Origin of the sequence: Bradyrhizobium uaiense, assembly GCF_010811875.1 — a bacterium.
In the GTDB taxonomy this organism is placed as follows: Bacteria; Pseudomonadota; Alphaproteobacteria; order Rhizobiales; family Xanthobacteraceae; genus Bradyrhizobium; species Bradyrhizobium uaiense.
In genome coordinates, this window is the sequence record NZ_VKHP01000184.1 from 1 (window position 1) to 19,797 (window position 19,797).

25 protein-coding genes and 3 pseudogenes are annotated in these 19,797 nt (G+C 63.6%); 18 read left to right on the top strand and 10 right to left on the bottom strand.

Annotation, left to right across the window (positions count from 1 at the left end; genetic code table 11):
* Positions 1–290: pseudogene (locus FNJ47_RS32950) on the bottom strand (hypothetical protein); the annotation flags it as partial.
* Positions 291–370: 80 nt separating this feature from the next.
* Here FNJ47_RS32950 and FNJ47_RS32955 point away from each other — a divergent pair.
* From FNJ47_RS32955 to FNJ47_RS32980, 6 genes are all read left to right on the top strand, one after another.
* Positions 371–1,552, top strand: a complete 1,182-nt coding sequence (locus FNJ47_RS32955; protein ID WP_163160103.1) for an ABC transporter substrate-binding protein — start codon at positions 371–373, stop codon at positions 1,550–1,552.
* Between the two features lie 5 nt (positions 1,553–1,557).
* A complete protein-coding gene (locus FNJ47_RS32960) occupies positions 1,558–2,535 on the top strand; it encodes a YVTN family beta-propeller repeat protein (RefSeq protein WP_163160104.1) in 978 nt (325 codons plus the stop codon).
* Positions 2,532–3,347: an ABC transporter ATP-binding protein gene (locus FNJ47_RS32965; RefSeq protein ID WP_236000231.1), complete on the top strand. Its 816-nt coding sequence runs from the start codon at positions 2,532–2,534 to the stop codon at positions 3,345–3,347. Before FNJ47_RS32960 ends, FNJ47_RS32965 begins: the two co-directional genes overlap by 4 nt.
* Positions 3,344–4,192 (top strand): ABC transporter permease, encoded by an 849-nt coding sequence (locus FNJ47_RS32970; RefSeq protein WP_163160105.1) that lies wholly within the window; start codon positions 3,344–3,346, stop codon positions 4,190–4,192. Before FNJ47_RS32965 ends, FNJ47_RS32970 begins: the two co-directional genes overlap by 4 nt.
* The gene (locus FNJ47_RS32975) at positions 4,189–4,806 is read left to right on the top strand and encodes a hypothetical protein (protein WP_165445972.1); all 618 of its coding nucleotides are present in this window, start codon (positions 4,189–4,191) and stop codon (positions 4,804–4,806) included. The genes FNJ47_RS32970 and FNJ47_RS32975 overlap by 4 nt, the downstream gene beginning before the upstream one ends.
* Positions 4,807–4,921: 115 nt before the next feature.
* A complete protein-coding gene (locus FNJ47_RS32980; protein WP_163160106.1) occupies positions 4,922–5,227 on the top strand; it encodes a copper-binding protein in 306 nt (101 codons plus the stop codon).
* A gap of 24 nt (positions 5,228–5,251) precedes the next feature.
* On the opposite strand, the gene FNJ47_RS32985 is transcribed toward FNJ47_RS32980, so the two are convergent.
* Both FNJ47_RS32985 and FNJ47_RS32990 read right to left on the bottom strand, forming a co-directional pair.
* Positions 5,252–5,806, bottom strand: a complete 555-nt coding sequence (locus FNJ47_RS32985; RefSeq protein ID WP_163160107.1) for a PQQ-dependent catabolism-associated CXXCW motif protein — start codon at positions 5,804–5,806, stop codon at positions 5,252–5,254.
* Positions 5,803–6,684, bottom strand: a complete 882-nt coding sequence (locus FNJ47_RS32990) for a substrate-binding domain-containing protein (RefSeq protein ID WP_163160108.1) — start codon at positions 6,682–6,684, stop codon at positions 5,803–5,805. The genes FNJ47_RS32985 and FNJ47_RS32990 overlap by 4 nt, the downstream gene beginning before the upstream one ends.
* Positions 6,685–6,854: 170 nt before the next feature.
* Here FNJ47_RS32990 and FNJ47_RS32995 point away from each other — a divergent pair, with 170 nt between their 5' ends.
* Positions 6,855–7,781: a quinoprotein relay system zinc metallohydrolase 2 gene (locus FNJ47_RS32995; protein WP_163160109.1), complete on the top strand. Its 927-nt coding sequence runs from the start codon at positions 6,855–6,857 to the stop codon at positions 7,779–7,781.
* A 44-nt stretch (positions 7,782–7,825) separates the two neighbouring features.
* Positions 7,826–8,650: a quinoprotein dehydrogenase-associated SoxYZ-like carrier gene (locus FNJ47_RS33000; protein WP_163160110.1), complete on the top strand. Its 825-nt coding sequence runs from the start codon at positions 7,826–7,828 to the stop codon at positions 8,648–8,650.
* Positions 8,651–8,685: 35 nt separating this feature from the next.
* Here FNJ47_RS33000 and FNJ47_RS33005 read toward each other — a convergent pair whose 3' ends face one another.
* Positions 8,686–9,027, bottom strand: a complete 342-nt coding sequence (locus FNJ47_RS33005) for a hypothetical protein (protein ID WP_394329838.1) — start codon at positions 9,025–9,027, stop codon at positions 8,686–8,688.
* A gap of 149 nt (positions 9,028–9,176) precedes the next feature.
* Between FNJ47_RS33005 and FNJ47_RS33010 the strand changes: the two genes are divergently transcribed.
* The 4 genes from FNJ47_RS33010 to FNJ47_RS33025 are packed head-to-tail and all read left to right on the top strand — an operon-like array spanning position 9,177 to position 11,944.
* The gene (locus FNJ47_RS33010; RefSeq protein ID WP_165445974.1) at positions 9,177–10,109 is read left to right on the top strand and encodes an ABC transporter substrate-binding protein; all 933 of its coding nucleotides are present in this window, start codon (positions 9,177–9,179) and stop codon (positions 10,107–10,109) included.
* 2 nt (positions 10,110–10,111) lie between these two features.
* A complete protein-coding gene (locus FNJ47_RS33015; protein WP_163160112.1) occupies positions 10,112–10,849 on the top strand; it encodes an ABC transporter permease subunit in 738 nt (245 codons plus the stop codon).
* Complete coding sequence (locus FNJ47_RS33020) at positions 10,839–11,549, top strand: ATP-binding cassette domain-containing protein (protein WP_163160113.1); 711 nt, start codon at positions 10,839–10,841, stop codon at positions 11,547–11,549. The genes FNJ47_RS33015 and FNJ47_RS33020 overlap by 11 nt, the downstream gene beginning before the upstream one ends.
* A gap of 41 nt (positions 11,550–11,590) precedes the next feature.
* Positions 11,591–11,944, top strand: a complete 354-nt coding sequence (locus FNJ47_RS33025; RefSeq protein ID WP_163160114.1) for a hypothetical protein — start codon at positions 11,591–11,593, stop codon at positions 11,942–11,944.
* Positions 11,945–11,948: 4 nt separating this feature from the next.
* On the opposite strand, the gene FNJ47_RS33030 is transcribed toward FNJ47_RS33025, so the two are convergent.
* From FNJ47_RS33030 to lanM, 3 genes are all read right to left on the bottom strand, one after another.
* Positions 11,949–12,185, bottom strand: coding sequence for a hypothetical protein (locus FNJ47_RS33030; RefSeq protein ID WP_163160115.1), 237 nt, complete (start codon positions 12,183–12,185; stop codon positions 11,949–11,951).
* A gap of 378 nt (positions 12,186–12,563) precedes the next feature.
* The gene (gene pqqA / locus FNJ47_RS33035; RefSeq protein ID WP_009031067.1) at positions 12,564–12,644 is read right to left on the bottom strand and encodes a pyrroloquinoline quinone precursor peptide PqqA; all 81 of its coding nucleotides are present in this window, start codon (positions 12,642–12,644) and stop codon (positions 12,564–12,566) included.
* A 340-nt stretch (positions 12,645–12,984) separates the two neighbouring features.
* Positions 12,985–13,383: a lanmodulin LanM gene (gene lanM / locus FNJ47_RS33040; RefSeq protein WP_163160116.1), complete on the bottom strand. Its 399-nt coding sequence runs from the start codon at positions 13,381–13,383 to the stop codon at positions 12,985–12,987.
* A gap of 201 nt (positions 13,384–13,584) precedes the next feature.
* Between lanM and FNJ47_RS33045 the strand changes: the two genes are divergently transcribed.
* From FNJ47_RS33045 to FNJ47_RS33060, 4 genes are all read left to right on the top strand, one after another.
* Positions 13,585–13,830 carry a hypothetical protein gene (locus FNJ47_RS33045; RefSeq protein WP_236000232.1) on the top strand — a complete coding sequence of 82 codons (246 nt, stop codon included), beginning with the start codon at positions 13,585–13,587 and terminating at the stop codon, positions 13,828–13,830.
* A 227-nt stretch (positions 13,831–14,057) separates the two neighbouring features.
* Entirely contained in the window at positions 14,058–15,722 is a 1,665-nt protein-coding gene (locus FNJ47_RS33050; RefSeq protein WP_163160117.1) for a methanol/ethanol family PQQ-dependent dehydrogenase, read from the top strand.
* 13 nt (positions 15,723–15,735) lie between these two features.
* A complete protein-coding gene (locus FNJ47_RS33055; RefSeq protein ID WP_430649433.1) occupies positions 15,736–16,086 on the top strand; it encodes a c-type cytochrome in 351 nt (116 codons plus the stop codon).
* A complete protein-coding gene (locus FNJ47_RS33060; protein WP_163160118.1) occupies positions 16,083–17,009 on the top strand; it encodes a substrate-binding periplasmic protein in 927 nt (308 codons plus the stop codon). The genes FNJ47_RS33055 and FNJ47_RS33060 overlap by 4 nt, the downstream gene beginning before the upstream one ends.
* Positions 17,010–17,030: 21 nt before the next feature.
* On the opposite strand, the pseudogene FNJ47_RS33065 reads toward FNJ47_RS33060, so the two are convergent.
* Positions 17,031–17,231, bottom strand: a pseudogene (locus tag FNJ47_RS33065) (flagellin); the annotation flags it as partial.
* A 56-nt stretch (positions 17,232–17,287) separates the two neighbouring features.
* On the opposite strand from FNJ47_RS33065, the pseudogene FNJ47_RS33070 reads away from it, so the two are divergent.
* Both FNJ47_RS33070 and FNJ47_RS33075 read left to right on the top strand, forming a co-directional pair.
* Positions 17,288–17,943: pseudogene (locus FNJ47_RS33070) on the top strand (flagellin); the annotation flags it as partial.
* Positions 17,944–18,011: 68 nt separating this feature from the next.
* Positions 18,012–18,212 carry a hypothetical protein gene (locus tag FNJ47_RS33075; protein ID WP_163160120.1) on the top strand — a complete coding sequence of 67 codons (201 nt, stop codon included), beginning with the start codon at positions 18,012–18,014 and terminating at the stop codon, positions 18,210–18,212.
* Positions 18,213–18,230: 18 nt separating this feature from the next.
* Here FNJ47_RS33075 and FNJ47_RS33080 read toward each other — a convergent pair whose 3' ends face one another.
* Both FNJ47_RS33080 and FNJ47_RS33085 read right to left on the bottom strand, forming a co-directional pair.
* The gene (locus tag FNJ47_RS33080) at positions 18,231–19,184 is read right to left on the bottom strand and encodes an aliphatic sulfonate ABC transporter substrate-binding protein (protein ID WP_163160121.1); all 954 of its coding nucleotides are present in this window, start codon (positions 19,182–19,184) and stop codon (positions 18,231–18,233) included.
* Between the two features lie 10 nt (positions 19,185–19,194).
* Positions 19,195–19,455, bottom strand: coding sequence for a hypothetical protein (locus FNJ47_RS33085; protein ID WP_163160122.1), 261 nt, complete (start codon positions 19,453–19,455; stop codon positions 19,195–19,197).
* Positions 19,456–19,797 lie beyond the last annotated feature (342 nt).

Below are 19,797 nucleotides of genomic sequence, written 5' to 3' on the forward strand. Positions count from 1 at the left end.
GAGTCCGCAAGCTCCCTGCGCGCCTGATCGCCGGTGCGGAGCGGCCGGGCCTGCTCGTCGGTCCGCGGCCCGTCCACTTCCCCCTGCAGGCTGGTGTCGATCATCTCGAGGTCGAACACGGCGAGCTTGGGCGGCTCGGCGCGCGCCGCTGCCACAGACATCGCCAGCAAAGATATGACGACGGTGAGCGTTGATCTCATGCAAACCCTGATCTCATGATTGTGAACCAATCGAATTTGTAACCTCGCAACGACAAAAAGCGGGGTTGCAAGCCAGGCCAATTCCGTCATCTTGCACATCAACGCATGGCCGGAAAAGCGGAAGCTTTCGACAATGCCATGCCGAGTGAGGAAAGACTGCGGGAGGAATTATGTTCCGATGGCTGATCGGCACGATCGCGCTCAGCATGATGGCGACCGGAGCGCTGGCGGCTGATCCCGTCGAGATCCATATCGGCTATCTCGGCCATGCCGGCGTCAAATCGACGCTCTCGCTGGTTCAGCAGCCGGCCGACAATGACGGCATCGCCGGCGCCCGCCTCGCGATCGAGGATAACAACACGACCGGAAAATTTCTCAACCAGCGCTTCGTGCTCGACGAGGCCAAGGTCAAGGACAGCGACGATGTCGCCAAGGTCGCGACCGGTCTCGCCGGCCGCAACGACTTTATCATCACCGATTTGTCCGCCGATGCCCTGCTCAAGGTCGCCGATGCGCTGCACGACCGGGGCACAGTGCTGCTGAATGCGGGCGCGATCGACGACCGGCTACGCGAGCAGGACTGCCGCGCCAATGTCATCCATATCGCGCCGACCCGCTCGATGCTGGCCGACGCGCTCAGCCAATACCTGGTGTGGAAGCAGTGGAAGCGCTGGCTGCTGGTGGTCGGCTCGCACGATCAGGACAAGCTTTACGCCGACGCGCTGCGCCGCGCCGCCACGCGCTTCGGCGCCAAGATCGTTCAGGAGAGGACATTCGAGGATACCGGTGGCGCCCGCCGCACCGACTCTGGCGTCACGCTGATCCAGCGCCAGATGCCGGTGTTCACGCAGCAGGCGCCGGCCTACGACGTGCTCGTCGCCGCCGACGAGAGCGAGGTGTTCGCGAACTATCTGCCTTACCGGACCTGGGATCCGCGCCCGGTGGCGGGCTCGGCGGGACTGGTGCCGACCAGCTGGGACGCAACGCATGACCAATGGGGCGCCGTCCAGATTCAGAACCGCTTCGTCAAGCTGAACATGCGGCGGATGACGGCGCTCGACATGCAGGCCTGGACCGCCGCCCGCATGATCGGCGAAGCCACATCCCGCACCAATTCGGGCGACCCAAAGAAGGTTATCGCCTTCCTCAAGGGCAAGGATTTCTCGATCGCCGCCTTCAAGGGCACACGATTGACCCTGCGAGACTGGAATTGGCAACTCCGTCAGCCGATCCTGCTGGCCGATGGTCGTATGGTGGTCTCGGTCTCGCCGCAGGAAGGTTTCCTGCATCAGGTCTCCGAACTCGATACGCTCGGTGTTGACCGGCCTGAAACGAAATGCAAGCTGCAGTGAGGGAGATGAAACGCATGTGGCGTGGCTGTCTGTTGACCGGGATGCTCGTTTGGCTTGCCGCGACACCGGCGTCCGCCTTCGTTGCCTACGTCTCCAATGAGAAGGGCAACACCGTCACCGTGATCGACACCAACAGCTGGGCCGTGACCAAGACCATCAAGGTCGGCCAGCGGCCGCGCGGCATCGAGTTCTCGCGCGACGGCAAGTTTGTGATGGTCGCGGTCGGCGACGACGACACGATCCAGGTGATCGACACCAAGACCCAGGAAATCGTCGACACCCTGCCCTCCGGCCCCGACCCCGAATTGTTCACCCAGGATGCCGCCGGCAAGACCATGTATGTCGCCAATGAGAACGACAACACGGTCACTGTGATCGATCTGGAGAAGCGCGCCCGGCTCGGCGACATCCAGGTCGGCGTCGAGCCCGAGGGCATGACGATCAGCCCGGACGGCAAGATCCTGATCAACACCTCCGAAACGACCAACATGGCGCATTTCATCGACACCACGACGCGCCAGATCGTCGCCAATGTGCTGGTCGATTCGCGGCCGCGCTTCGCCCAGTTCAAGCGCGACGGCTCCGAATTGTGGATCTCCTCGGAGATCGGCGGCACCGTGTCGACCATCGATCCGGTCAAGCGCGAGGTGACCGGCAAGATCACCTTCGAAATTCCGGGCCTGCGCAACGAAGCGATCCAGCCGGTCGGTATCGGCATGACCAAGGACGGCAAGACCGCGTTCGTTGCGCTCGGCCCGGCCAACCGCGTCGCAGTGGTCGATGGCGCGACCCACAAGGTCCTCAAATATCTGCTGGTCGGCCAGCGGGTCTGGCACATGGATTTCACTCCCGACGAAAAATATCTGATGGTCACCAACGGCGTCTCGAACGACGTCTCGGTGATCGACGTCGCGGCCCAGAAGGTGATCAAGACCATTCAGGTCGGCGAACTGCCCTGGGGGATCACGATCGCGCAGCCATGACCGCAACCGATGCCCATATCACGAGCCAGTCCTCGCCGGATGCAAGTCCTGTCGCGGCCGTGCAGCCGGCGCTGTCGATCGGCAATGTCAGCCACAGCTACGGACCGCGCCGCGCCTTGATTGATGTCAGCTTCACGGTTCAGCCTGCGAGCTTCACTGCCCTGCTGGGTCTCAATGGCGCCGGCAAGAGCACATTGTTCTCGCTGGTGACCCGGCTGTTCGGCATCCAGAACGGCCAGATCAAGATCTTCGGCCACGACATCAGCCGGACGCCGGGCGAAGCGCTGCGGCTGATGGGCGTCGTGTTCCAGCCGCGCACGCTCGATCTCGATCTCTCGCTGACGCAGAACCTGCTGTATCACGCCGCGTTGCACGGCATCTCGCGGCGCGAGGCGCGGCTGCGCAGTGGCGAGGTGCTCACGCGCATCGGCCTTGCCGACCGCGCCGGCAGCAAGGTGCGCGATCTCTCCGGCGGTCAGATGCGAAGGCTCGAGATCGCCCGCGCATTGCTGCACCGTCCCCGACTATTGCTGCTCGACGAGGCCACCGTCGGGCTCGACGTCAAGGCGCGCGCCGACATTCTCGACCATGTCCGGCAACTCGTCACCGAACAGGGCATCGGGGTGCTCTGGGCGACGCATCTGTTCGACGAGATCATGCCGGGCGACGACCTCGTGGTGCTGCATCAGGGTCGGATGCTGGCGCACGGCCCGATGCCGCGCGTGATCGCCGAGGCCGGCGCCCAGGACGTCAACACCGCGTTCATGCGCCTGACCGGAACGGCAACCCTCACCGGAAGACCGCCAACATGAGCAGCACGACGGTCACGCCCGAGCGCAGCGGCTTCTCGCTGTCGGAATACATCGTCTGCCTGAACGGCATCGTGTGGCGCGAGGCGCTGCGCTTCCTGCATCAGCGCGAGCGCTTCGTCTCGGCGCTGGTCAGGCCGCTGGTCTGGCTGTTCATCTTCGCGGCGGGCTTCCGCCAGGTGCTCGGCATCTCGATCATCCCGCCCTATGAGACCTACATCCTCTACGAGGTCTATATCGCGCCCGGCCTGATGGCGATGATCCAGCTGTTCAACGGCATGCAATCCTCGCTGTCGATGGTCTATGACCGCGAGATGGGCAACATGCGCACGCTGCTCGTCAGCCCGCTGCCGCGCGGCTATCTGTTGTTCTGCAAGCTGCTCGCCGGCACCGCGGTGTCGCTGCTGCAGGTCTACGCCTTCCTGCTGATCGCGTGGTTCTGGGACATCACGCCGCCGACCGTCGGCTACCTCACCGTGCTGCCGGCGCTGGTGCTGTCGGGCCTGATGCTCGGCGCATTGGGCATGCTGATCTCGGCCAGCATCAAGCAGCTCGAAAACTTCGCCGGCGTGATGAACTTTGTGATCTTCCCGATGTTCTTTGCATCGTCGGCCCTCTATCCGCTCTGGCGCGTGCAGGAAGGCAGCCCGATGCTGTATTATGTCTGCCAGTGCAATCCGTTCACGCATGCGGTGGAGCTGATCCGGTTTGCGCTGTACGGCAAGATGAACTGGGTCTCGCTCGCGGTGGTCGGCGGCTGCACGGTGGTGTTCATGATGGGCGCGATCCTGGCTTACGATCCATCGCGCGGCCTAGTACGCCGCGGCCCCGGCGGAGGCGAGGCATGACAGGCTGGCGGCCAGGACTGGGCGCGCTGCTCGCGATGGTTCTGTCGAACCAGGCAGCGTCGGCTGCGGACCCGCGTTATCCGGACTGGCCTTGCCAACAGGCCAAGGTGCCCGAGATCTCGCTCGCCGCGGTCTGGGCCGGGCCGCCACTCGGCGATGCCGAGACCAAGTGGAAGGACGATCCGAAGGTCAGCGCGCTAGCGACCAAGCTTGCAGCGCGCCGCATTCCCCTGGAGGACGCGCAGAAGGAAATCACCGAGTTCCTGTCTGCCGCCGCGGCCGACAAGGCCAATGCGGGAAAACTGTTGTTTGCAGGCCTGTTCGATACGCTCAACGGGCAGCGGGCCTCGGTCATGAACGGGCTGGAGCGCGTGATGCGCAAGCAGCGCGAGGCCGCGGAAAAGATCCGCGACGATACGATCAAGCTGCAAAAGTTGCAGGACGCCACCCCGCCGGACCAGGCCAAGGTCGATGAACTCGGCAACCAGCTGGTCTGGGAGACGCGGATCTTCGAGGACCGCGGGCGTGTGGTGAAATTCGTCTGCGAGGTGCCGACCACCATCGATCAGCGCCTGTTCGCGCTGGGCCGCACCATCCAGCACGAACTGGATTGAGGTCCGCGACCGATCGTCCCCGGGCAATCATCGGGGTGCCGGCGCCAGGTTTATCCGGAACAAACTGCGCTGCCCGCTCGTTGACTCCAACTATATCTGAAGTTGGGAGACCTCGATGAGAGCAGCCAAGATCGTCATGACCAGCCTCGCTGCTGCGAGCCTGATCACCTCAGCGGCTTTGGCCCAGCAACCCATGACCGGAATAGTCACCAAGATTGACCGATTGAGTGGAACCATTTCGCTCCAACAGACGCAAGGCGGAACGGTGGGCGCGGCCGGCGGCGCGATGCAAGAATACCAAGAATACAAGGTGCCCAAGGGACAGTCGCTGGAGGACTTCCACGCCGGCGACAAGGTGACGTTCACCACCACAGACAGCGATGGCGGCAAGACCATCAACAAGCTCGACAAGCAGAAATAACCGGCACGCCGCGTGAGGACGGGCTCAATGCTCGCCCTCGCGCGGCTCTGGCTCCACATCTGCCAGCGGCAGATTGGCACGCCCCCAGCCGTCGATTCCCTCCGGATACCACGCCACGTTGCGGTAGCCGTAGGCGAGCGTGCGCTTGGCTGCGTTCCACGACATCCAGCAATTCTCCTGGCAATAGATCACGAGCAATCTTGCCTTGTCGTCGCCGGAGGCGCGGGCCAGCCCGCGCCGCAGATAATCCTCCGTCGCTGCGGCGAGCTTGCCGTAGCCGGTGTCGGGCAGCCAGATGCTGCCGGGAATAGCGGAATGGGGCCGTTCGCGCCACACCGTGCCGGCAGGCAGATTTGGCTTCGGCGCGCGCGGCAACACGTCGACGAAGGCGCCGGACTTGTCGCGCCAGATCGCTTCCGCTTCCGCCGTCGTCAGCACGCGTGCGCCGGCAAGTGTTGCCGGCACCGGCGCGCGATAATCCTCGGTACGATAGCCCTCGGGCTCTGCGGGCTGGTCCTGCGCGCGGACAGGCGAAGCGGCGACAACCATCACCGCAAGCATGGCCGCGAGCCTGATCATGGCGACTTGGTCGCGGTCTCCGGCCCGATCGGACGATCGTTCTCGTCGAGCAGCGGCACGCCGTATTCGAGCAGAATCTTGTTGATCTCCGGCTGGTTCTCCTGGATCAGGCGATTGAGCTGCCGCTTCCAGTTCTGGTCGGACCCACGCACGCCCATGCCGATCCGATAGACCAGCTTCGGACCGCTGGTCTCCTTGACCAGCGGCGTGATGTGCAGCGGCGGGTTCGCCTTCTTGGCATAAAAGCCCGCCATCGGCCCCCACAGGATGCCGGCATCGATCTCGCCCTTTTCGAGATCATTCATCATCGCCTCGGCCGAAGAATCGTAGCGCGTATCGATCATCAGCGGATAAGGCTTCGCATTGCTCATCAGACCGTTGATGGCCATGTTGGTCGCCGGCGGCGTTCCCGCGACGATGCCGATATGCTTGCCCTTCAGCCGCTCATCCTCGAGCGTCGTAACCTCATCGAGCCCACTGCCCGGCTTGGCGACGATCGCATAGGCCGTGCGGTAATAGGGATTGGTGCCCTGCGCGAGGTCATCGCCCTGCGGAAATCCCATGATCACGTCGCAGCGGTGCGAACCGAGCGTCATTCGCACGAAGCCGGTCGCCTGCGGAAAGAACATGTAGTCGAGCTTCTTTTGCAGCTTCCCGGCCAGCAGCTCGCCGATCTTGTTCTCAAAGCCCTCGCCCTTGTCGTTGGAGAACGGCAGGTTGCGCGGATCGGCGCAGATGCGGAGCACCCCGGGATCGACCAGCTCGATGGAGAGTTCGCCCTGCTCGTTGACCTGCGCGCGCGCGATGTCGCGGCCGGCGAGACAGACGATGAAGCCGGCAAGCGCGAGCAGGACAGAACGACGTCCGACAACTCTCATTACGTGGTCTCCTCTTGATCGGACATGGCACCAATATCCAGCAATTGCCCGGTGCACCACGACGTGCAACAGGGATGATAGTAATCACGACGGCGCCGCGTTGCTTGTTGCAGCGCAAACTTGAGCGCGGCGACATCGATCGCGCGTTCCGGAAAAACTGAGGCGGAAACATGACTCATGGCGGTTCGGTGCTTGCGCTGCTCCTGATGCTTTGGGCGCCGACCATAGCGCGGGCGCAAGAGGCGGAATTGCCTGTGAGCGAAGTCGCTCCCGGAATCTTCGTTCACATCGGGGTCACCGCATTGATGACCAGCGAGAACGAAGGCGCCATCGCCAATGTGGGATTCGTGGTCGGCGACAGCGCCGTTGCCGTCATCGATACCGGTGGCAGCGTCCGCGAAGGACGGCAATTGCTCGCCGCGATCCGCAGCCATAGCGACAAGCCGATCCGCTACGTGATCAACACCCACGCCCATCCGGACCACAGCTTCGGCAACGCGGCGTTCGTCGGCGACGGGACCAGCTTCGTCGGCCACAAGGCCATGCCCCGCGCGCTGGCTGCGCGTGGGCAATTCTATCTCGACGGGTTTCGCCGGACCATGGGCGACGCGTTGATCGACGAAGTCCGGATCATTCCCCCGACCGTGCTGGTCGACGACACGCTGAAGCTCGACCTCGGCGGACGGACCCTCACCCTGAAGGCCTGGCCACCCGCCCATAGCGACAACGACCTCACGGTCTTCGATGAGCGCACCAAGACCCTGTTTGCAGGTGATATGGTGTTTCTCGAGCATATTCCCGTGGTCGACGGCAGCCTCAAGGGCTGGCTGCGCGCGCTGGACGACATCGCGGCGATCCCCGCAGCACGCGTGGTTCCCGGTCACGGACCCGTGAGCGCGTGGCCCGCAGCGCTTGCCGACGAGCGGCGTTATCTTGAGACGCTGGCCGCAGACATTCGCGCGCTGATCGCAAGCGGCAAGCCGATCACGGCCGCGGCGGATCATGCCGCGGGCGGCGAGCGACCGCGCTGGCAATTGTTCGACGACTACAACGCCCGCAACGCAACTGCAGCATTCTCGGAAATTGAATGGGAGTAGCGGTTGGTCCTATAATGACGTCGCTCGCATAGGATCTCGCGAACATGACCGGACATCGGGCCCGCCTGCTTTGCATTGCCAGCCTCCTCACGATCGCGCTGGGCACACCGGCTGCCCCCGCGGCCGAGACCTATGATCCCTGGCCGGGCCTCGTCCAGGACATCTTCAGCAACCGTCCGATGAACGACGGCAACGATGTCATCGGCATCGAGATGCCGATGCGCGCGGAAGACGCCGCGATCGTTCCGGTGACGCTGCGCAGCAAGCTACAGCCCACCGACAGCCGCCGCCTCGTCGCGATCACGCTGGTCATCGATGAGAATCCCGCGCCGATGGCAGCGAAATTCACGCTGGGGCCGAACGCCAACGTCACCGAGATATCGACCCGCGTCCGCGTCAACAACTACACCAACGTCCACGCCGTCGCGGAGCTCAGCGACGGCAAGCTCTATGTCAGCAAGGTCTACATCAAAGCATCTGGCGGCTGCTCGGCGCCGGCCGGCAAGAACGTCGAGGAAGCGAAGAACCGGCTCGGCCAGATGCGCTACCGGCAATTCGCAACGTCCGAACAGGGACCGGCGACGAGCGCGCGGGAAGCTCAGATCATGATCGGGCATCCGAACAATTCAGGCCTGCAGATGGATCAGGTTACGCAGCTGTATATCCCGGCCTTCTTCGTCAACGAGCTGCACATCTGGCAGGACGACAGTCCGGTGCTCGCGATGGAGGGCGGAATCTCGATTTCCGAGGACCCCAATATCCGCTTCACCTACGTCTCGAATGGCGCCAAGCACTTCCGTGCCGAAGCCAAGGACACCGACGGGCACATCTTCGAGCACGAATGGAAGGTCGAGAATCCCGGGACCTAGAATTAGGGGTCCTGACGCGTTCTCACGATCAAACGCTAAAAGCACCTGACTTCGGCTTCGGCCTGGGCGCGCCTGAGGTCGTTGAGCGCGTTCGCTGCCTGCTCGGACGAGCGGAACTGGCCGCCCAGGTTGCCGCGCACCTGCGCCATGCTCAGCACGGTCTCGGCGGTGACGTAGCGATCGTAGGGGATGATCGAGGCGACCACGTCGATCGAGCACGAACATTGCTCGATCGACTGCCTGGATTCGCCATTGGCCTTCATGCAGCCGAACACATATTCCGCCCGCGCCGAGGTCGGATAGTCATTGATCTCCTGGGCCCGCACGCAGACAGCCGTCCCGGCGAGCGCCAGGATGGCGACAATCGGTCGTAGCATGCCAGCTCCTGCCATGGTCCTGCTTCCTCTTCTCTTTCCGCAAGCTATGCTATGGATGTTGATCAGAAAAGAAAACATTCGGGGAAGTGGCTCAACAAACGATGATCATCTCTGTACGCACGGTGTTGGCTGCGGCAGTTCTGGCGGTCATGCAGTTCGGCATCTCGTGCTCCGCGGAGACCATCCGCGTTGCAGCGCAGAAGACCGGAACGCTGGCCTGGGAACTGGCCGTCATTCGCTCCCACGGTCTCGACAAGAAGGCCAATCTGTTGATCGACGTCGTCGAGCTCGCCAGCCCCGAGGCCGGCAAGATCGCGCTGCGCTCCGGCACGGCCGACGTGATGGTGTCCGACTGGCCCTGGGTGTCGCGCGAACGTTCGCTCGGCGCCAAGCTGCAATTCTATCCCTATTCGAGCGCGCTGGGCGCCGTGATGGTGCCGGACTCCTCCCCGGTCAAGACGCTCACGGACCTCAAGGGACGCAAGCTTGCAATTGCCGGCGGCGCGATCGACAAGAACTGGCTGTTGCTGCAGGCCGCACTGAAGCAGGACGGCGTCGACCTGAAGTCGCAGTCGACCATCGTCTACGGCGCGCCGTCGCTGCTGGCCGCCAAGACGCTCGACGGCGAGATGGACGCGATGCTCAACTACTGGAATTTCTGCGCCGCGCTTGAAGCCAAGGGCTTCCGCCGTCTCGCCGGCATGGAAGACGTCCTGAAAAAGCTCGGCGGCAAGGGCCGCATCGCGATGATCGGCTACGTGTTCGACGAAGGCTGGGCCAATTCCAACAAGGATCTGGTGGCCCGTTTCATCGCCGTGACGCGTGCCGCAAAGGATATCCTTGCGACCTCAGATGCCGAATGGGACGCGATCGCGCCGCTCATCGGCGCGCAGGATGCCGCAACGCTCCATGCCTATCGCGATCGCTACCGCGAAGGCATCCCGCGCCGTCCGATCGCTGACGAAGAAGCGGATGCCCGCGTGCTCTACCGGGTGCTGGTGCAACTCGGCGGCCGCGATCTGGTCGGGACGGCGACCGAGCTCGATCCCGGCACCTTCTATCAAGCGATCCCGGGAGACTAGCGGTGCTGCGTCTCCTGTCCTTCGCGCTGTTCATCGCGACCTGGTGGATAGCCTCGCTCGTGATCGGCGATGCGAAGCTGCCGCCGCCGCCGGCGGTGCTTGCGGTGCTCGCCACCGAAGCCCGGTCAGGCGCGCTGTTCGTCAATCTCGGCGCAACGCTGGCCCGCGTCGCGCTGGCCTTCACCCTTGCGATGGCGATCGGTTCGGCGATCGGCTACCTGATGGGCCGCGTGTCGCTCGCCAATCGTCTCGGCGATCCCTGGCTGATCCTGCTGCTCAACCTGCCGGCGCTGGTCGTCATCGTGCTTGCCTACATCTGGGCCGGGCTGACCGAGGTTGCGGCCATCACGGCCATCGCCATCAACAAGCTGCCGACCGCCGTGGTCACGCTGCGCGAGGGCGCCCGTGCACTCGACCCGGCGCTCGACGAGATGGCGACGGCATTCGCCATTCCGCGCGGCCGCGCGTTCAGGCATGTGATCCTGCCGCAGCTCGCGCCCTACATTGCAGCCGCTGCGCGCTCCGGGCTCTCGCTGGTCTGGAAGATCGTACTGGTCGCCGAATATCTGGGCCGCCCGAACGGCGTCGGGTTCGAGATCGGCGTCGCTTTCCAGCTGTTCGACATCCCGCTGCTGCTCGCCTACTCGCTGAGCTTTGCAGGCGTCGTGCTCGTCATCGAGACCTTGCTGGTGCAGCCGTTTGAAACCAGGCTAACGCGGTGGCGGCTCCGTGCAGCTTGAGGTCAATATCACAGGCAAGAGTTTCGAGAGCGCGGCCGGGAAGCGGCACGACGTGCTCGACAACGTCACCTTCAGCTTGAACGCCGGCGAGGTTGGCGTGCTGTTCGGCCCGTCCGGCTGCGGCAAGAGCACCCTGCTGCGGATACTCGCCGGACTCGATAGCAACTATGAGGGTCATGTCACGCGCTCGCCCGGCATGCGCCTTGGCATGGTGTTCCAGGAGCCGCGGCTGTTGCCCTGGCGCACCGTCGAGGAGAACGTCCGGCTGGCCGCGCCTGATGTCGACGAGCGCACGCTGTCGGCGCTGTTCGAGGTGCTGGAACTGAGCGCGCACCGCAACCATTTTCCCGGTGAGTTGTCGCTCGGCCTCGCCCGCCGCGTTGCGCTTGCCCGGGCCTTTGCCATCGAGCCGGATTTCCTGATCCTCGACGAGCCGCTAGCCTCGCTCGACAATGCGCTCGCCGGACGGCTACGCGATCAGGTCGCCACCCTGGTGGCCAGCCGGAAGATGATGACGCTCCTGGTCACCCACGATCTAGACGACGCGGTCCGCCTCGGCGACCGCCTGTTCTTCCTGTCGGCGCGCCCGGCCCGAATCCTTCACGTCGAAACCATCGCGGCGCCACGTGCGGTGCGCAGCGAGCCCGAGATCGGCGAAATCAAGCGGCAGCTCGCACAGTTAGACCTTGCAAATATGTGAGACGCCGTCATCCTTGGACGAAAGCGGTAGGGAGAGGCTGAATGTCGCGTGGGTTGGTTGTCGTTGGCGTTGCGTTGCTCGTGCTGCCGGCGACAGTGCTCGCCCAAGGCAAGGGCAAGGGCATTCGGCTGTGGAATCTGACCAGCGCGACGATCTCGAGCTTCGAGCTGTCGCCGGCCGGCAAGAATGAATGGGGTCCCAACCAGACGCTCAACGACAAGGACAAGGAAGTCGACCACGACGAGCGCCTGCGTATCACCGGCGTCGAGCCCGGCCGCTACGACGCCAAGGTCGGCTACAGCGGAGGCAAGCAGTGTGTCGCCCGCGACATCGAGATCAAGGCCGACGCCGTGTTCTCGGTCTCCGACAAGGATCTGAAGGACTGCAACAAATAGAGCGCTAGCCCGCGGACGGTTTGCCGTCGGTGCCGGCGCGATCATTGCTGTGCGGATATTCGCAACGCCAACGGACCGCGGTCCATTTCGGATGTTCGCCGACCCATTGCGCGATGTAGGGCGGTGCGGCCATGGCGCATTGCTGCAGCGAACCATTCCAGTTGAACACCAGATGCTGCTCCTCGCAGGTGGCGGGTGACAGCACGGCACATACAGTGACGATCAGATCAATCGGGTTCATGCGCGATCCCTAGGCGTGCTCATGAAATAGATACCACGACGAAATACGTAATCAGCCAATCAGGGTTTCACGGCCCCGTGAAGGGACGGGAACCTGAAGGAACCGGGCGGCACCAATCGTCGCGCACACGACGCCAGCCCTACACGCTCAATTGATTTCGAGATTCATGGTCGCCGGACCAACGCCTCGATCGTCACCGCAGGACAAAGTAGAGCGGCCCGCCAATCGCGCAGGCGGTGTCACTCTCAAGGTCTTTTTTGGAGAGGATGCGAGGGAAGCTATGCGAGCGGCAGCATCGCGGCCGCGGAAGACACCTGCCCGGCTCGATGCAGCAAGCTGCACGAACCGGGCAGGCTGTCTCACGTTACTTGTCTTGGATTACTTGCGCGCTGCGCAGGCGTACATGTTGATTTCCATGCCCACCGGCACTTCGACGATCTTAGGTGTTTTCCAGGCCATTTCCTTCTCCCAAGTATAAGTTGGCGCAAGCCTCGCGCCGCGCGGCAAGCTAGGACTGGCTTTTCCAGGGCGCAAGCAGGGCCGGTAAGGACCCGACTTCGCTGCTGGACATGCCGAAACGGACGACGGCTCGCTGACGTCTGCCCGGCTTTGAAACGGCTGGGAAATTCCGACACTGTTCTGTCAGGCATTTTCCGGCTGCCGGGCAGCGACGCACGGATAAGCAGACCCGATTGCATCGGCCGAGTCTTGCCCAAGAGCGAAATCGCAACTTTTTTTGTTATGCGCGGAATCCGGCGTCAGTCTCCCGAATCGCCCGGCAAAATTCGCAGGCACGCGCCTATTTGAGCAGGCGCAGCAGTGCCCGGCCGGCGTGCGACTTCAACTCTTTCGCATCCAGCGTTCCGTCATTGTCGGGATCGGCGGCCTTGAAGCGCTGCTCGACCACCGCAAGGTACTCGTCGAGCGTCAGGGTGCCGTCATGATCGGGATCCGCGGCGGCGAGTTCTTTCGCGGTGAGCCGTCCGCGCAATTCGCGCAGGTCGAGCGTGCCGTCGTGATCAGGATCGAGCTTCGCGAACATATCGGCGGCGGCCTTCTTGGCTTCGGCAAGATCGACGGTACCGTCATTGTCGGGATCGAGCAGCTTGAGCGCGTTGCGACCGCTGGATGCCGCCAAGACGGGACCTGACAGGACGGCCATGGCCAAAGTCAGAGCAAGTGAACGGCGCGAAATCATCATTGGTCTCCCTTGAGTGCCGCTCCGCCGGGGTTGCGGAGCGCGCCCTGCGATCGATGCCCATCATAGCAGTCAGGCAACCCTTCCTGCAGCCGGTCTGAGTGGCGAGAGCCTGTCGGATTTCGGGTGGAAACGGATGGCCCCACGGATCATCTGTGGCGTTCTGCCGATTGCATTACACCGGAACGCACGAGGTGACCCATGAACGATGTTTGCAGGACAACGTTGGGCTGCCTTGTTGCGCTCGGCCTGATCGCGTCCGTGTCCGCGCAGAACAGGCCCCCCAGCGCCTCGGAGGGGGCGATTCAGCAGCGCACGCTCACCGGGAAGGAGCGGCTCGGACGCAAATGGACCGACGAGCAGCGTATCGACAATTGCAATGTGCCGCACGACAAGCGCGGTACCAAGCCACGTCCGAGCGTCTGTCCGCATGCGCCCTCAAGCTGACCGAACCGTTCGCGCTGCGATATAGCGGCGAGCGGCGCTGGCGTTGCGTATTCCACGAGACGGTAAGCTACGGACGCATCAGCGAAAACCTGACCCACCCAACAGGGCTTGTGCGGTTGGCTGGGGTTCGTTCACGTTTTCGTATTGACCCGTTTTGGTTTCAGGCCGATGGTTCCGTCTGCAACGTCAGGAATAGGCGTGCAGAAAAGGTTCATTGGGAGGATAGGATGAGACGCATTGCGCTGGCCGCAAGCCTCGTGATTCTTGCATCATACGGTGCAAGCGCCCAGACCACCGATCAGTTGGTCAAGGGTGCGACCGACACATCGAACGTTCTCAATTATGGAATGGGTTACAATCTTCAGCGTTTCTCGACGCTAAACCAGATCAACAAGGACACCGTCAAGAATCTGGTGCCGGTCTGGAATTACAGCCTCAACGACGACCGCAGCGAGGAATCGCAGCCGCTCGTCTACCAGGGCGTCCTTTACGTCACCACGCACAACGCCACGATCGCGGTCGACGCCAAGACCGGCAAGCAGATCTGGAAGACCAAGGTCGAATATCCAGCCGAGACGCCGCGTATCGTCTGCTGCGGCATCATCAACCGTGGCGCGGCGATCTATGACGGCAAGCTGTTCCGCACCACGCTCGACGCCAATGTGATCGCGCTCGATGCCAAGACCGGCAAGGAACTGTGGCGCCAGAAGGCTGCTGACATCAAGGAAGGCTACTCGATGACGGTGGCGCCGCTGGTCGCCGACGGCGTCGTGATCACCGGCATCTCGGGCGCCGAATTCGGCACCCGCGGCTTCATCGACGGCTGGGATCCCGCCACCGGCAAGAAGCTCTGGCGGACCTATTCGATCCCGACTCCGGACGAGCCGGGTGGCGACACCTGGAAGGGCGACACCTGGAAGCTCGGCGGCGGATCGACCTGGATCACCGGCTCCTATGATGCCGAACTGAACACGGTCTATTGGGGCATCGGCAATCCTGGACCGTTCAACTCGGCGGTGCGTCCCGGCGACAACCTCTACACCTGCTCGGTACTCGCGCTCGATCCGAAGACCGGCAAGATCAAGTGGCACTACCAGTTCTCGCCGAACAATCCGTTCGACTATGACTCGGTGGCCGAGATGGTGCTCGCCGACATGAATGTCGAGGGCAAGCCGACCAAGGTGCTGATGGACGCCAACCGCAACGGCTTCTTCTACGTGCTCGATCGCACCAACGGGAAGCTGCTGGCGGCCAATCCCTATGTGAACGTCAACTGGGCTACCGGCGTGGACCTGAAGACTGGCCGCCCGATCGAGACCGATGTCGTCAAGGATGCACGTGACGGCAAGAAGGTCACGGTCTACCCGTCGATCCTCGGCGGCAAGAACTGGGAGCCGATGTCGTTCAATCCGCAGACCGGCCTCGCCTACGCCAACACGCTCGCCTTCGGCGGCAAGTACAAGTCCGAACCGGTGACGTTCAAGCAGGGCGAATGGTATCTCGGCATGGACCTCACCGATCCCTGGGAATGGGGCACCGGACCGCGCGGCCATCTCAAGGCGATCGATCCGATGACCGGCAAGGCGAAGTGGGAAGCGCCGAGCGACATTCCGCGCTTCTCCGGCGTGCTCTCCACCGCCGGCGGCGTGGTGTTCTCCGGTCAGCTGACCGGCGAGTTCGAGGCGTTCGACGCCGACACCGGCAAGAAGCTCTGGCAGTTCCAGACCGGCTCGGGCATCGAAGGACAACCCATCACCTGGCAGCAGGACGGCGTGCAGTATGTCGCCGTCACCTCGGGCTACGGCGGCGTCTATTCGCTGTTCTCCGGCGACGAGCGGCTTGCCAAGGTGCCACCCGGCGGCTCGCTGTGGGTTTTCGCGGTCAAGAACTGAGCGCGGAGCACCCGTGACTGAAAGAGTAACCCTGTTGACGGCGGCGATCTTCGCCGCCGTCGCGGCGGCCTTGATCACATTGATCCCGGCGGCCGCGCAGCAAGCCAGTGCAATCGACCTTCAGGGTCAGGCCGACCAGGGCAAGGTCACCTACGCCAAGAACTGCTCGCATTGCCATGGGCCCAACATGGTCAATTCCGGCACCATCACGCCGGACCTGCGTGCGTTTCCCGACGACAAGACGCGCTTCGTGACCACCGTGAAGCAAGGCAAGAGCGGCAAGATGCCGCCCTGGCTCGACATCCTGAGCGAGCAGGAGATCGCCGACGTCTGGGCCTTCCTGGAGACCCGGAGACCACAATGAGAGCAATTCTCGCGGGCACAGCGGCAGCCCTGCTGCTCGCCATGACGGCGGCAGCGCATGCCGCCGACGAACCGCTCAAGGTGTGCCTCGACGAGGATCTGCCGCCGCTGTCGGCGCATCATCGCGGCAAGCCGGATGCCGGCTTCGACGTCGCGCTCGCGCAAGCGATTGCCGAGCGGCTCGGACGGCCGCTCAAGATCCAATGGTTCGAGAGCAAGCTAGACGAGGATTCGAGCCCCGCGCTCGAAGCCAACGCGTTGCTGTCGGACGGCCGCTGCGCGCTGGTCGGCGGCTACGCCCTCACCACCGACTCGCTGAAGGTGCCCGGCGTCACGACGGCCAAGCTGCCGGACTTCGACGGCGCGACCCGCGACGATCGCCGCCGGCGGATTCCGATCGGCGTCCTGGTGCCGAGCCAGCCCTACATCTATTCGCCGATGACCGTCGTGCTCGGGCCGAAAGCGAAACAGCGCAAGATCACCGATATCGGCGATCTCGCCGGCCTTCGCCTGACGATCGAAAGCGGCACGTTGGGCGATGCCATTCTGATGACCTTCGACAAGGGCAAGCTGATCGAAGACATCACCCACCTCGTGCCCGGCCGCAGCGACCTGCTGGGAGAGCTCGAGCACGGCGAATTCGACGCAACGCTGCTCGACCTCCGCCGCTTCGACGCCTACCGTGCCAGCCATCCGGACACCAGGATCACCGCTTCGGGCTATTACTATCCGATCGGCGCCAATCGCGGTTACGTTGCGCTCGAAACCGACAAGGCGCTGCTGGGGGCTGTCAACAAGGTGCTGTCCGATCTGCAAGCCAAGGGCACCATCGCCGAGCTCGGCAAGGCGGCGGGCCTCACCTGGCTCGCCCCGCGCGAGCCGATCGTCCTCGGCGATGTCTGGCTGAAGATCCTGAACCGCTGAGCCGTTCGCCGCGACCAGCAATTTCAGGTAATTGGCCAGGTTCATGCTCTGGATCTTGGCGATTGCCGAATAGGACGCCGTCAGCTGCGCCTGATAGGTCGAAAGCTGCGCCGTCACCGCAGCGACGTCGACGCTGGCGAGATTGGTCGACAGGGTCTTCGCGAAATTCTGGTAGTCGCTCTGATTGGTGCTGGCGGTCTCGATCTGGGACGCCGCATCCGCGTCACCTCTCTTTTTCACGATGCGGCATGCCATGCCCGTCAGCACAGCAGCTACTCATGCCCGCAATTTCCACCAACACCGCCGCCAACTCCGCGGTCCATTACCTCAACATCAACTCGCAGCAGGAAACCAGCGCGCTGTCGAAGCTGTCGAGCGGCTCTCGCATCACCTCGGCTTCCGACGACGCCGCCGGCCTCGCGATCTCGACCCGTATCTCCTCCGACATCACGACGCTGCAGCAGGCCGCCACCAACGCGGCGCAGGCGACCTCGATCCTGCAGACTGCCGACGGCGCGTCCAACATCTCGGACATCCTGGCCCGCATGAAGTCGCTGGCCTCTGAGTCCGCCTCCGGCACCGTGGCTGACTCCAGCCGCGCCTACATCAACTCGGAATTCACGCAGCTCAAGGACGAAATCGACTCGATCGGCAGCGGCACCCGCTACAGCAGCCAGAGCTTGCTCGACGGTTCGAGGGTGTTCTCCTCGGGCGTCTCGGTGCTGGTCGGCTCGACCTCGGCCGACACCATCACGATCACCCTGACCAGCCTGACGGCGTCCTCGCTCGGTGTCACTTCGCTCGACGTCTCCAGCCTGTCGAGCGCCACCAACGCAATGTCGGCCCTCGACAGCGGGATCGACACCGTCTCGTCCGCCCGCGTCGAGATCGGTGCCAGGAATCGCGCTTCAACTTCAGCGCCGACTCGATCTCAGAACCTGCAGTCCCGCCTGCGATCCCGCGGCGCTGGCCGCCTGATGCGGCAGCAAGAGCACCCGGCAGATGTACCGTGACATGTGCGAGCTCTCCGCCGGCATCAGCCCCAACGAGCTGGCGCGGCGGATCCGCGCCTTCCACGACGATTTTCGCGCGATCCCGCTGACCGTCTCCGTGCGCGGCATCCGCTTCGAGCTCGCGACGGCGGCGACGCAGGCGCGAGAGGCGCCGCAAGTGATCTCGCCGCCGCTCGCAGCGGTCTCCTGACCGAGCCGCCGAAACGGCTCAGGAGCCGGGCGTCCATTTCCAGACGATATCGGAAACGTTGATCGGCTTTGGGATCAGCCCGATCGCCTTGAACCGGTCGGCAATCGCCTGCTGGCTCCTGACGATCTCGGCGTCGACCGGCACCACCTGGTAGTTCGAGCGCGCGACGAAGCGCCTGATCGCCTCGATGTCGACGCCGGTCGCCTCGGCCTGCGCGCGGGCCACCTCCTCGCGGTGGCCAGCAGCCCATTTTCCTTCAGCAGCGAAGATCGCGTTGAGCTTCGCAACGATAGACGGATACTTCGCAACGAAGTCCGATCCGGCGATGTAGAATGCGTTCGGCTTGTGCACGTCCTTGTCGAAGGCGATGACGCGCACCTTGTCCTTGATCTCCGCCAGCGCCAGATAAGGGTCCCAGATCGACCACGCGTCGACAATGCCCCGGGAGAAGGCGACGGTTGCGTCCGCCGGCGCCAGCGGCGTCGGCGTGATGTCGCTCCAGGACAGGCCGGCCTTGTCGAGCGCTGCGACGAGCAGATTGTGCGCGCTCGAGCCCTTGCCGAACGCGACGCGCTTGCCCTTGAGGTCGGCGAGGGTCCTGATCGGGGAGTCCGCGGGCACGATGATCGCCTGGTTGCTGCCATCAGACGTCACCGCCGCCACATACTCGATCTTGGCCGCACCTGCCTGTGCGAAGATCGGCGGCGTATCGCCGACGAAACCAAAATCGACGCTGCCGACATTGATCGCCTCAAGTAGCGGCGGGCCGAACTGGAAGTCGATCCACTTCACCTCGATGCCGAGCGGCTTGAACGCGTCCTCGACCGTGTGACGCTGGCGGACGGCCGGAAACAGGCCGCCCTTCTGCGTACCGATGCGGATCTCGGCCGGCTTGTCCTCGGCCCTGGCCGGAGGGACCACAAATGCCGACAGCGCCAGTGCGGCTGCAAGAATGGTACGTCTGGTCGTCATGACAGTCCTTTCAAAGGTTGCCGTTCAGATTGTTACGTGAATCCGATGATGGCTGACCGCGTGTCTGGCGGCGCTGCAAGTGCGCCCTCACCGCGCGCTCCGCGGCGCGCGCGGAGCCGAAATAGCCGCCGTCGAGGCCGTCAAAGGCGCGGTCCGAGGAGAAGAAGCAGAAGCCGCTGGCATCGCTGACAACGATGCCGGCGGTGCGATCCGATACTTCGATGACGTAAGCTTGAGACGTTTGGGCTTTGGAGACTTGTGCTTGGGACATGCGTTCTCGATCGCCGAACGACGGCGCTCCTGTCTGATTGTCGGGTGCTTTGATTTTCTAAGCGATCAACAACAGACGCCGGTCGCCGCCGAGACGCAGCGATGCTGCATGCGGCTTCGCATGTCGCACGTCAGGCTGCGGTGGGGATGTCTCATTGCGGTGACCTTGAACAACGCGGATCTCGCGTATCAATATCCGGCCGAACCGCGTCGCGGTCAATGAAATGACTGACCAAAGATGATGGCCCGGCGCGATGCCTTGTTCGCGACAGGCGGGAAAAGCAGCACAGTTTTGGTGACGGCGGGTGCGAGCCGCCGAATTTGCGGATATTGGCCGGGCAGC

What these genes read in the sequence shown, in the direction of transcription:
- FNJ47_RS32955 (WP_163160103.1), top strand. Translation starts at nt 371, where the DNA reads ATGTTCCGATGGCTGATCGGCACGATCGCGCTCAGCATGATGGCGACC.
- FNJ47_RS32960 (WP_163160104.1), top strand. Translation starts at nt 1,558, where the DNA reads ATGAAACGCATGTGGCGTGGCTGTCTGTTGACCGGGATGCTCGTTTGG.
- FNJ47_RS32965 (WP_236000231.1), top strand. Translation starts at nt 2,532, where the DNA reads ATGACCGCAACCGATGCCCATATCACGAGCCAGTCCTCGCCGGATGCA.
- FNJ47_RS32970 (WP_163160105.1), top strand. Translation starts at nt 3,344, where the DNA reads ATGAGCAGCACGACGGTCACGCCCGAGCGCAGCGGCTTCTCGCTGTCG.
- FNJ47_RS32975 (WP_165445972.1), top strand. Translation starts at nt 4,189, where the DNA reads ATGACAGGCTGGCGGCCAGGACTGGGCGCGCTGCTCGCGATGGTTCTG.
- FNJ47_RS32980 (WP_163160106.1), top strand. Translation starts at nt 4,922, where the DNA reads ATGAGAGCAGCCAAGATCGTCATGACCAGCCTCGCTGCTGCGAGCCTG.
- FNJ47_RS32985 (WP_163160107.1), bottom strand. Translation starts at nt 5,806, where the DNA reads ATGATCAGGCTCGCGGCCATGCTTGCGGTGATGGTTGTCGCCGCTTCG.
- FNJ47_RS32990 (WP_163160108.1), bottom strand. Translation starts at nt 6,684, where the DNA reads ATGAGAGTTGTCGGACGTCGTTCTGTCCTGCTCGCGCTTGCCGGCTTC.
- FNJ47_RS32995 (WP_163160109.1), top strand. Translation starts at nt 6,855, where the DNA reads ATGACTCATGGCGGTTCGGTGCTTGCGCTGCTCCTGATGCTTTGGGCG.
- FNJ47_RS33000 (WP_163160110.1), top strand. Translation starts at nt 7,826, where the DNA reads ATGACCGGACATCGGGCCCGCCTGCTTTGCATTGCCAGCCTCCTCACG.
- FNJ47_RS33005 (WP_394329838.1), bottom strand. Translation starts at nt 9,027, where the DNA reads ATGCTACGACCGATTGTCGCCATCCTGGCGCTCGCCGGGACGGCTGTC.
- FNJ47_RS33010 (WP_165445974.1), top strand. Translation starts at nt 9,177, where the DNA reads ATGCAGTTCGGCATCTCGTGCTCCGCGGAGACCATCCGCGTTGCAGCG.
- FNJ47_RS33025 (WP_163160114.1), top strand. Translation starts at nt 11,591, where the DNA reads ATGTCGCGTGGGTTGGTTGTCGTTGGCGTTGCGTTGCTCGTGCTGCCG.
- FNJ47_RS33030 (WP_163160115.1), bottom strand. Translation starts at nt 12,185, where the DNA reads ATGAACCCGATTGATCTGATCGTCACTGTATGTGCCGTGCTGTCACCC.
- pqqA (WP_009031067.1), bottom strand. Translation starts at nt 12,644, where the DNA reads ATGGCCTGGAAAACACCTAAGATCGTCGAAGTGCCGGTGGGCATGGAA.
- lanM (WP_163160116.1), bottom strand. Translation starts at nt 13,383, where the DNA reads ATGATTTCGCGCCGTTCACTTGCTCTGACTTTGGCCATGGCCGTCCTG.
- FNJ47_RS33045 (WP_236000232.1), top strand. Translation starts at nt 13,585, where the DNA reads ATGAACGATGTTTGCAGGACAACGTTGGGCTGCCTTGTTGCGCTCGGC.
- FNJ47_RS33050 (WP_163160117.1), top strand. Translation starts at nt 14,058, where the DNA reads ATGAGACGCATTGCGCTGGCCGCAAGCCTCGTGATTCTTGCATCATAC.
- FNJ47_RS33060 (WP_163160118.1), top strand. Translation starts at nt 16,083, where the DNA reads ATGAGAGCAATTCTCGCGGGCACAGCGGCAGCCCTGCTGCTCGCCATG.
- FNJ47_RS33075 (WP_163160120.1), top strand. Translation starts at nt 18,012, where the DNA reads ATGTACCGTGACATGTGCGAGCTCTCCGCCGGCATCAGCCCCAACGAG.
- FNJ47_RS33080 (WP_163160121.1), bottom strand. Translation starts at nt 19,184, where the DNA reads ATGACGACCAGACGTACCATTCTTGCAGCCGCACTGGCGCTGTCGGCA.
- FNJ47_RS33085 (WP_163160122.1), bottom strand. Translation starts at nt 19,455, where the DNA reads ATGTCCCAAGCACAAGTCTCCAAAGCCCAAACGTCTCAAGCTTACGTC.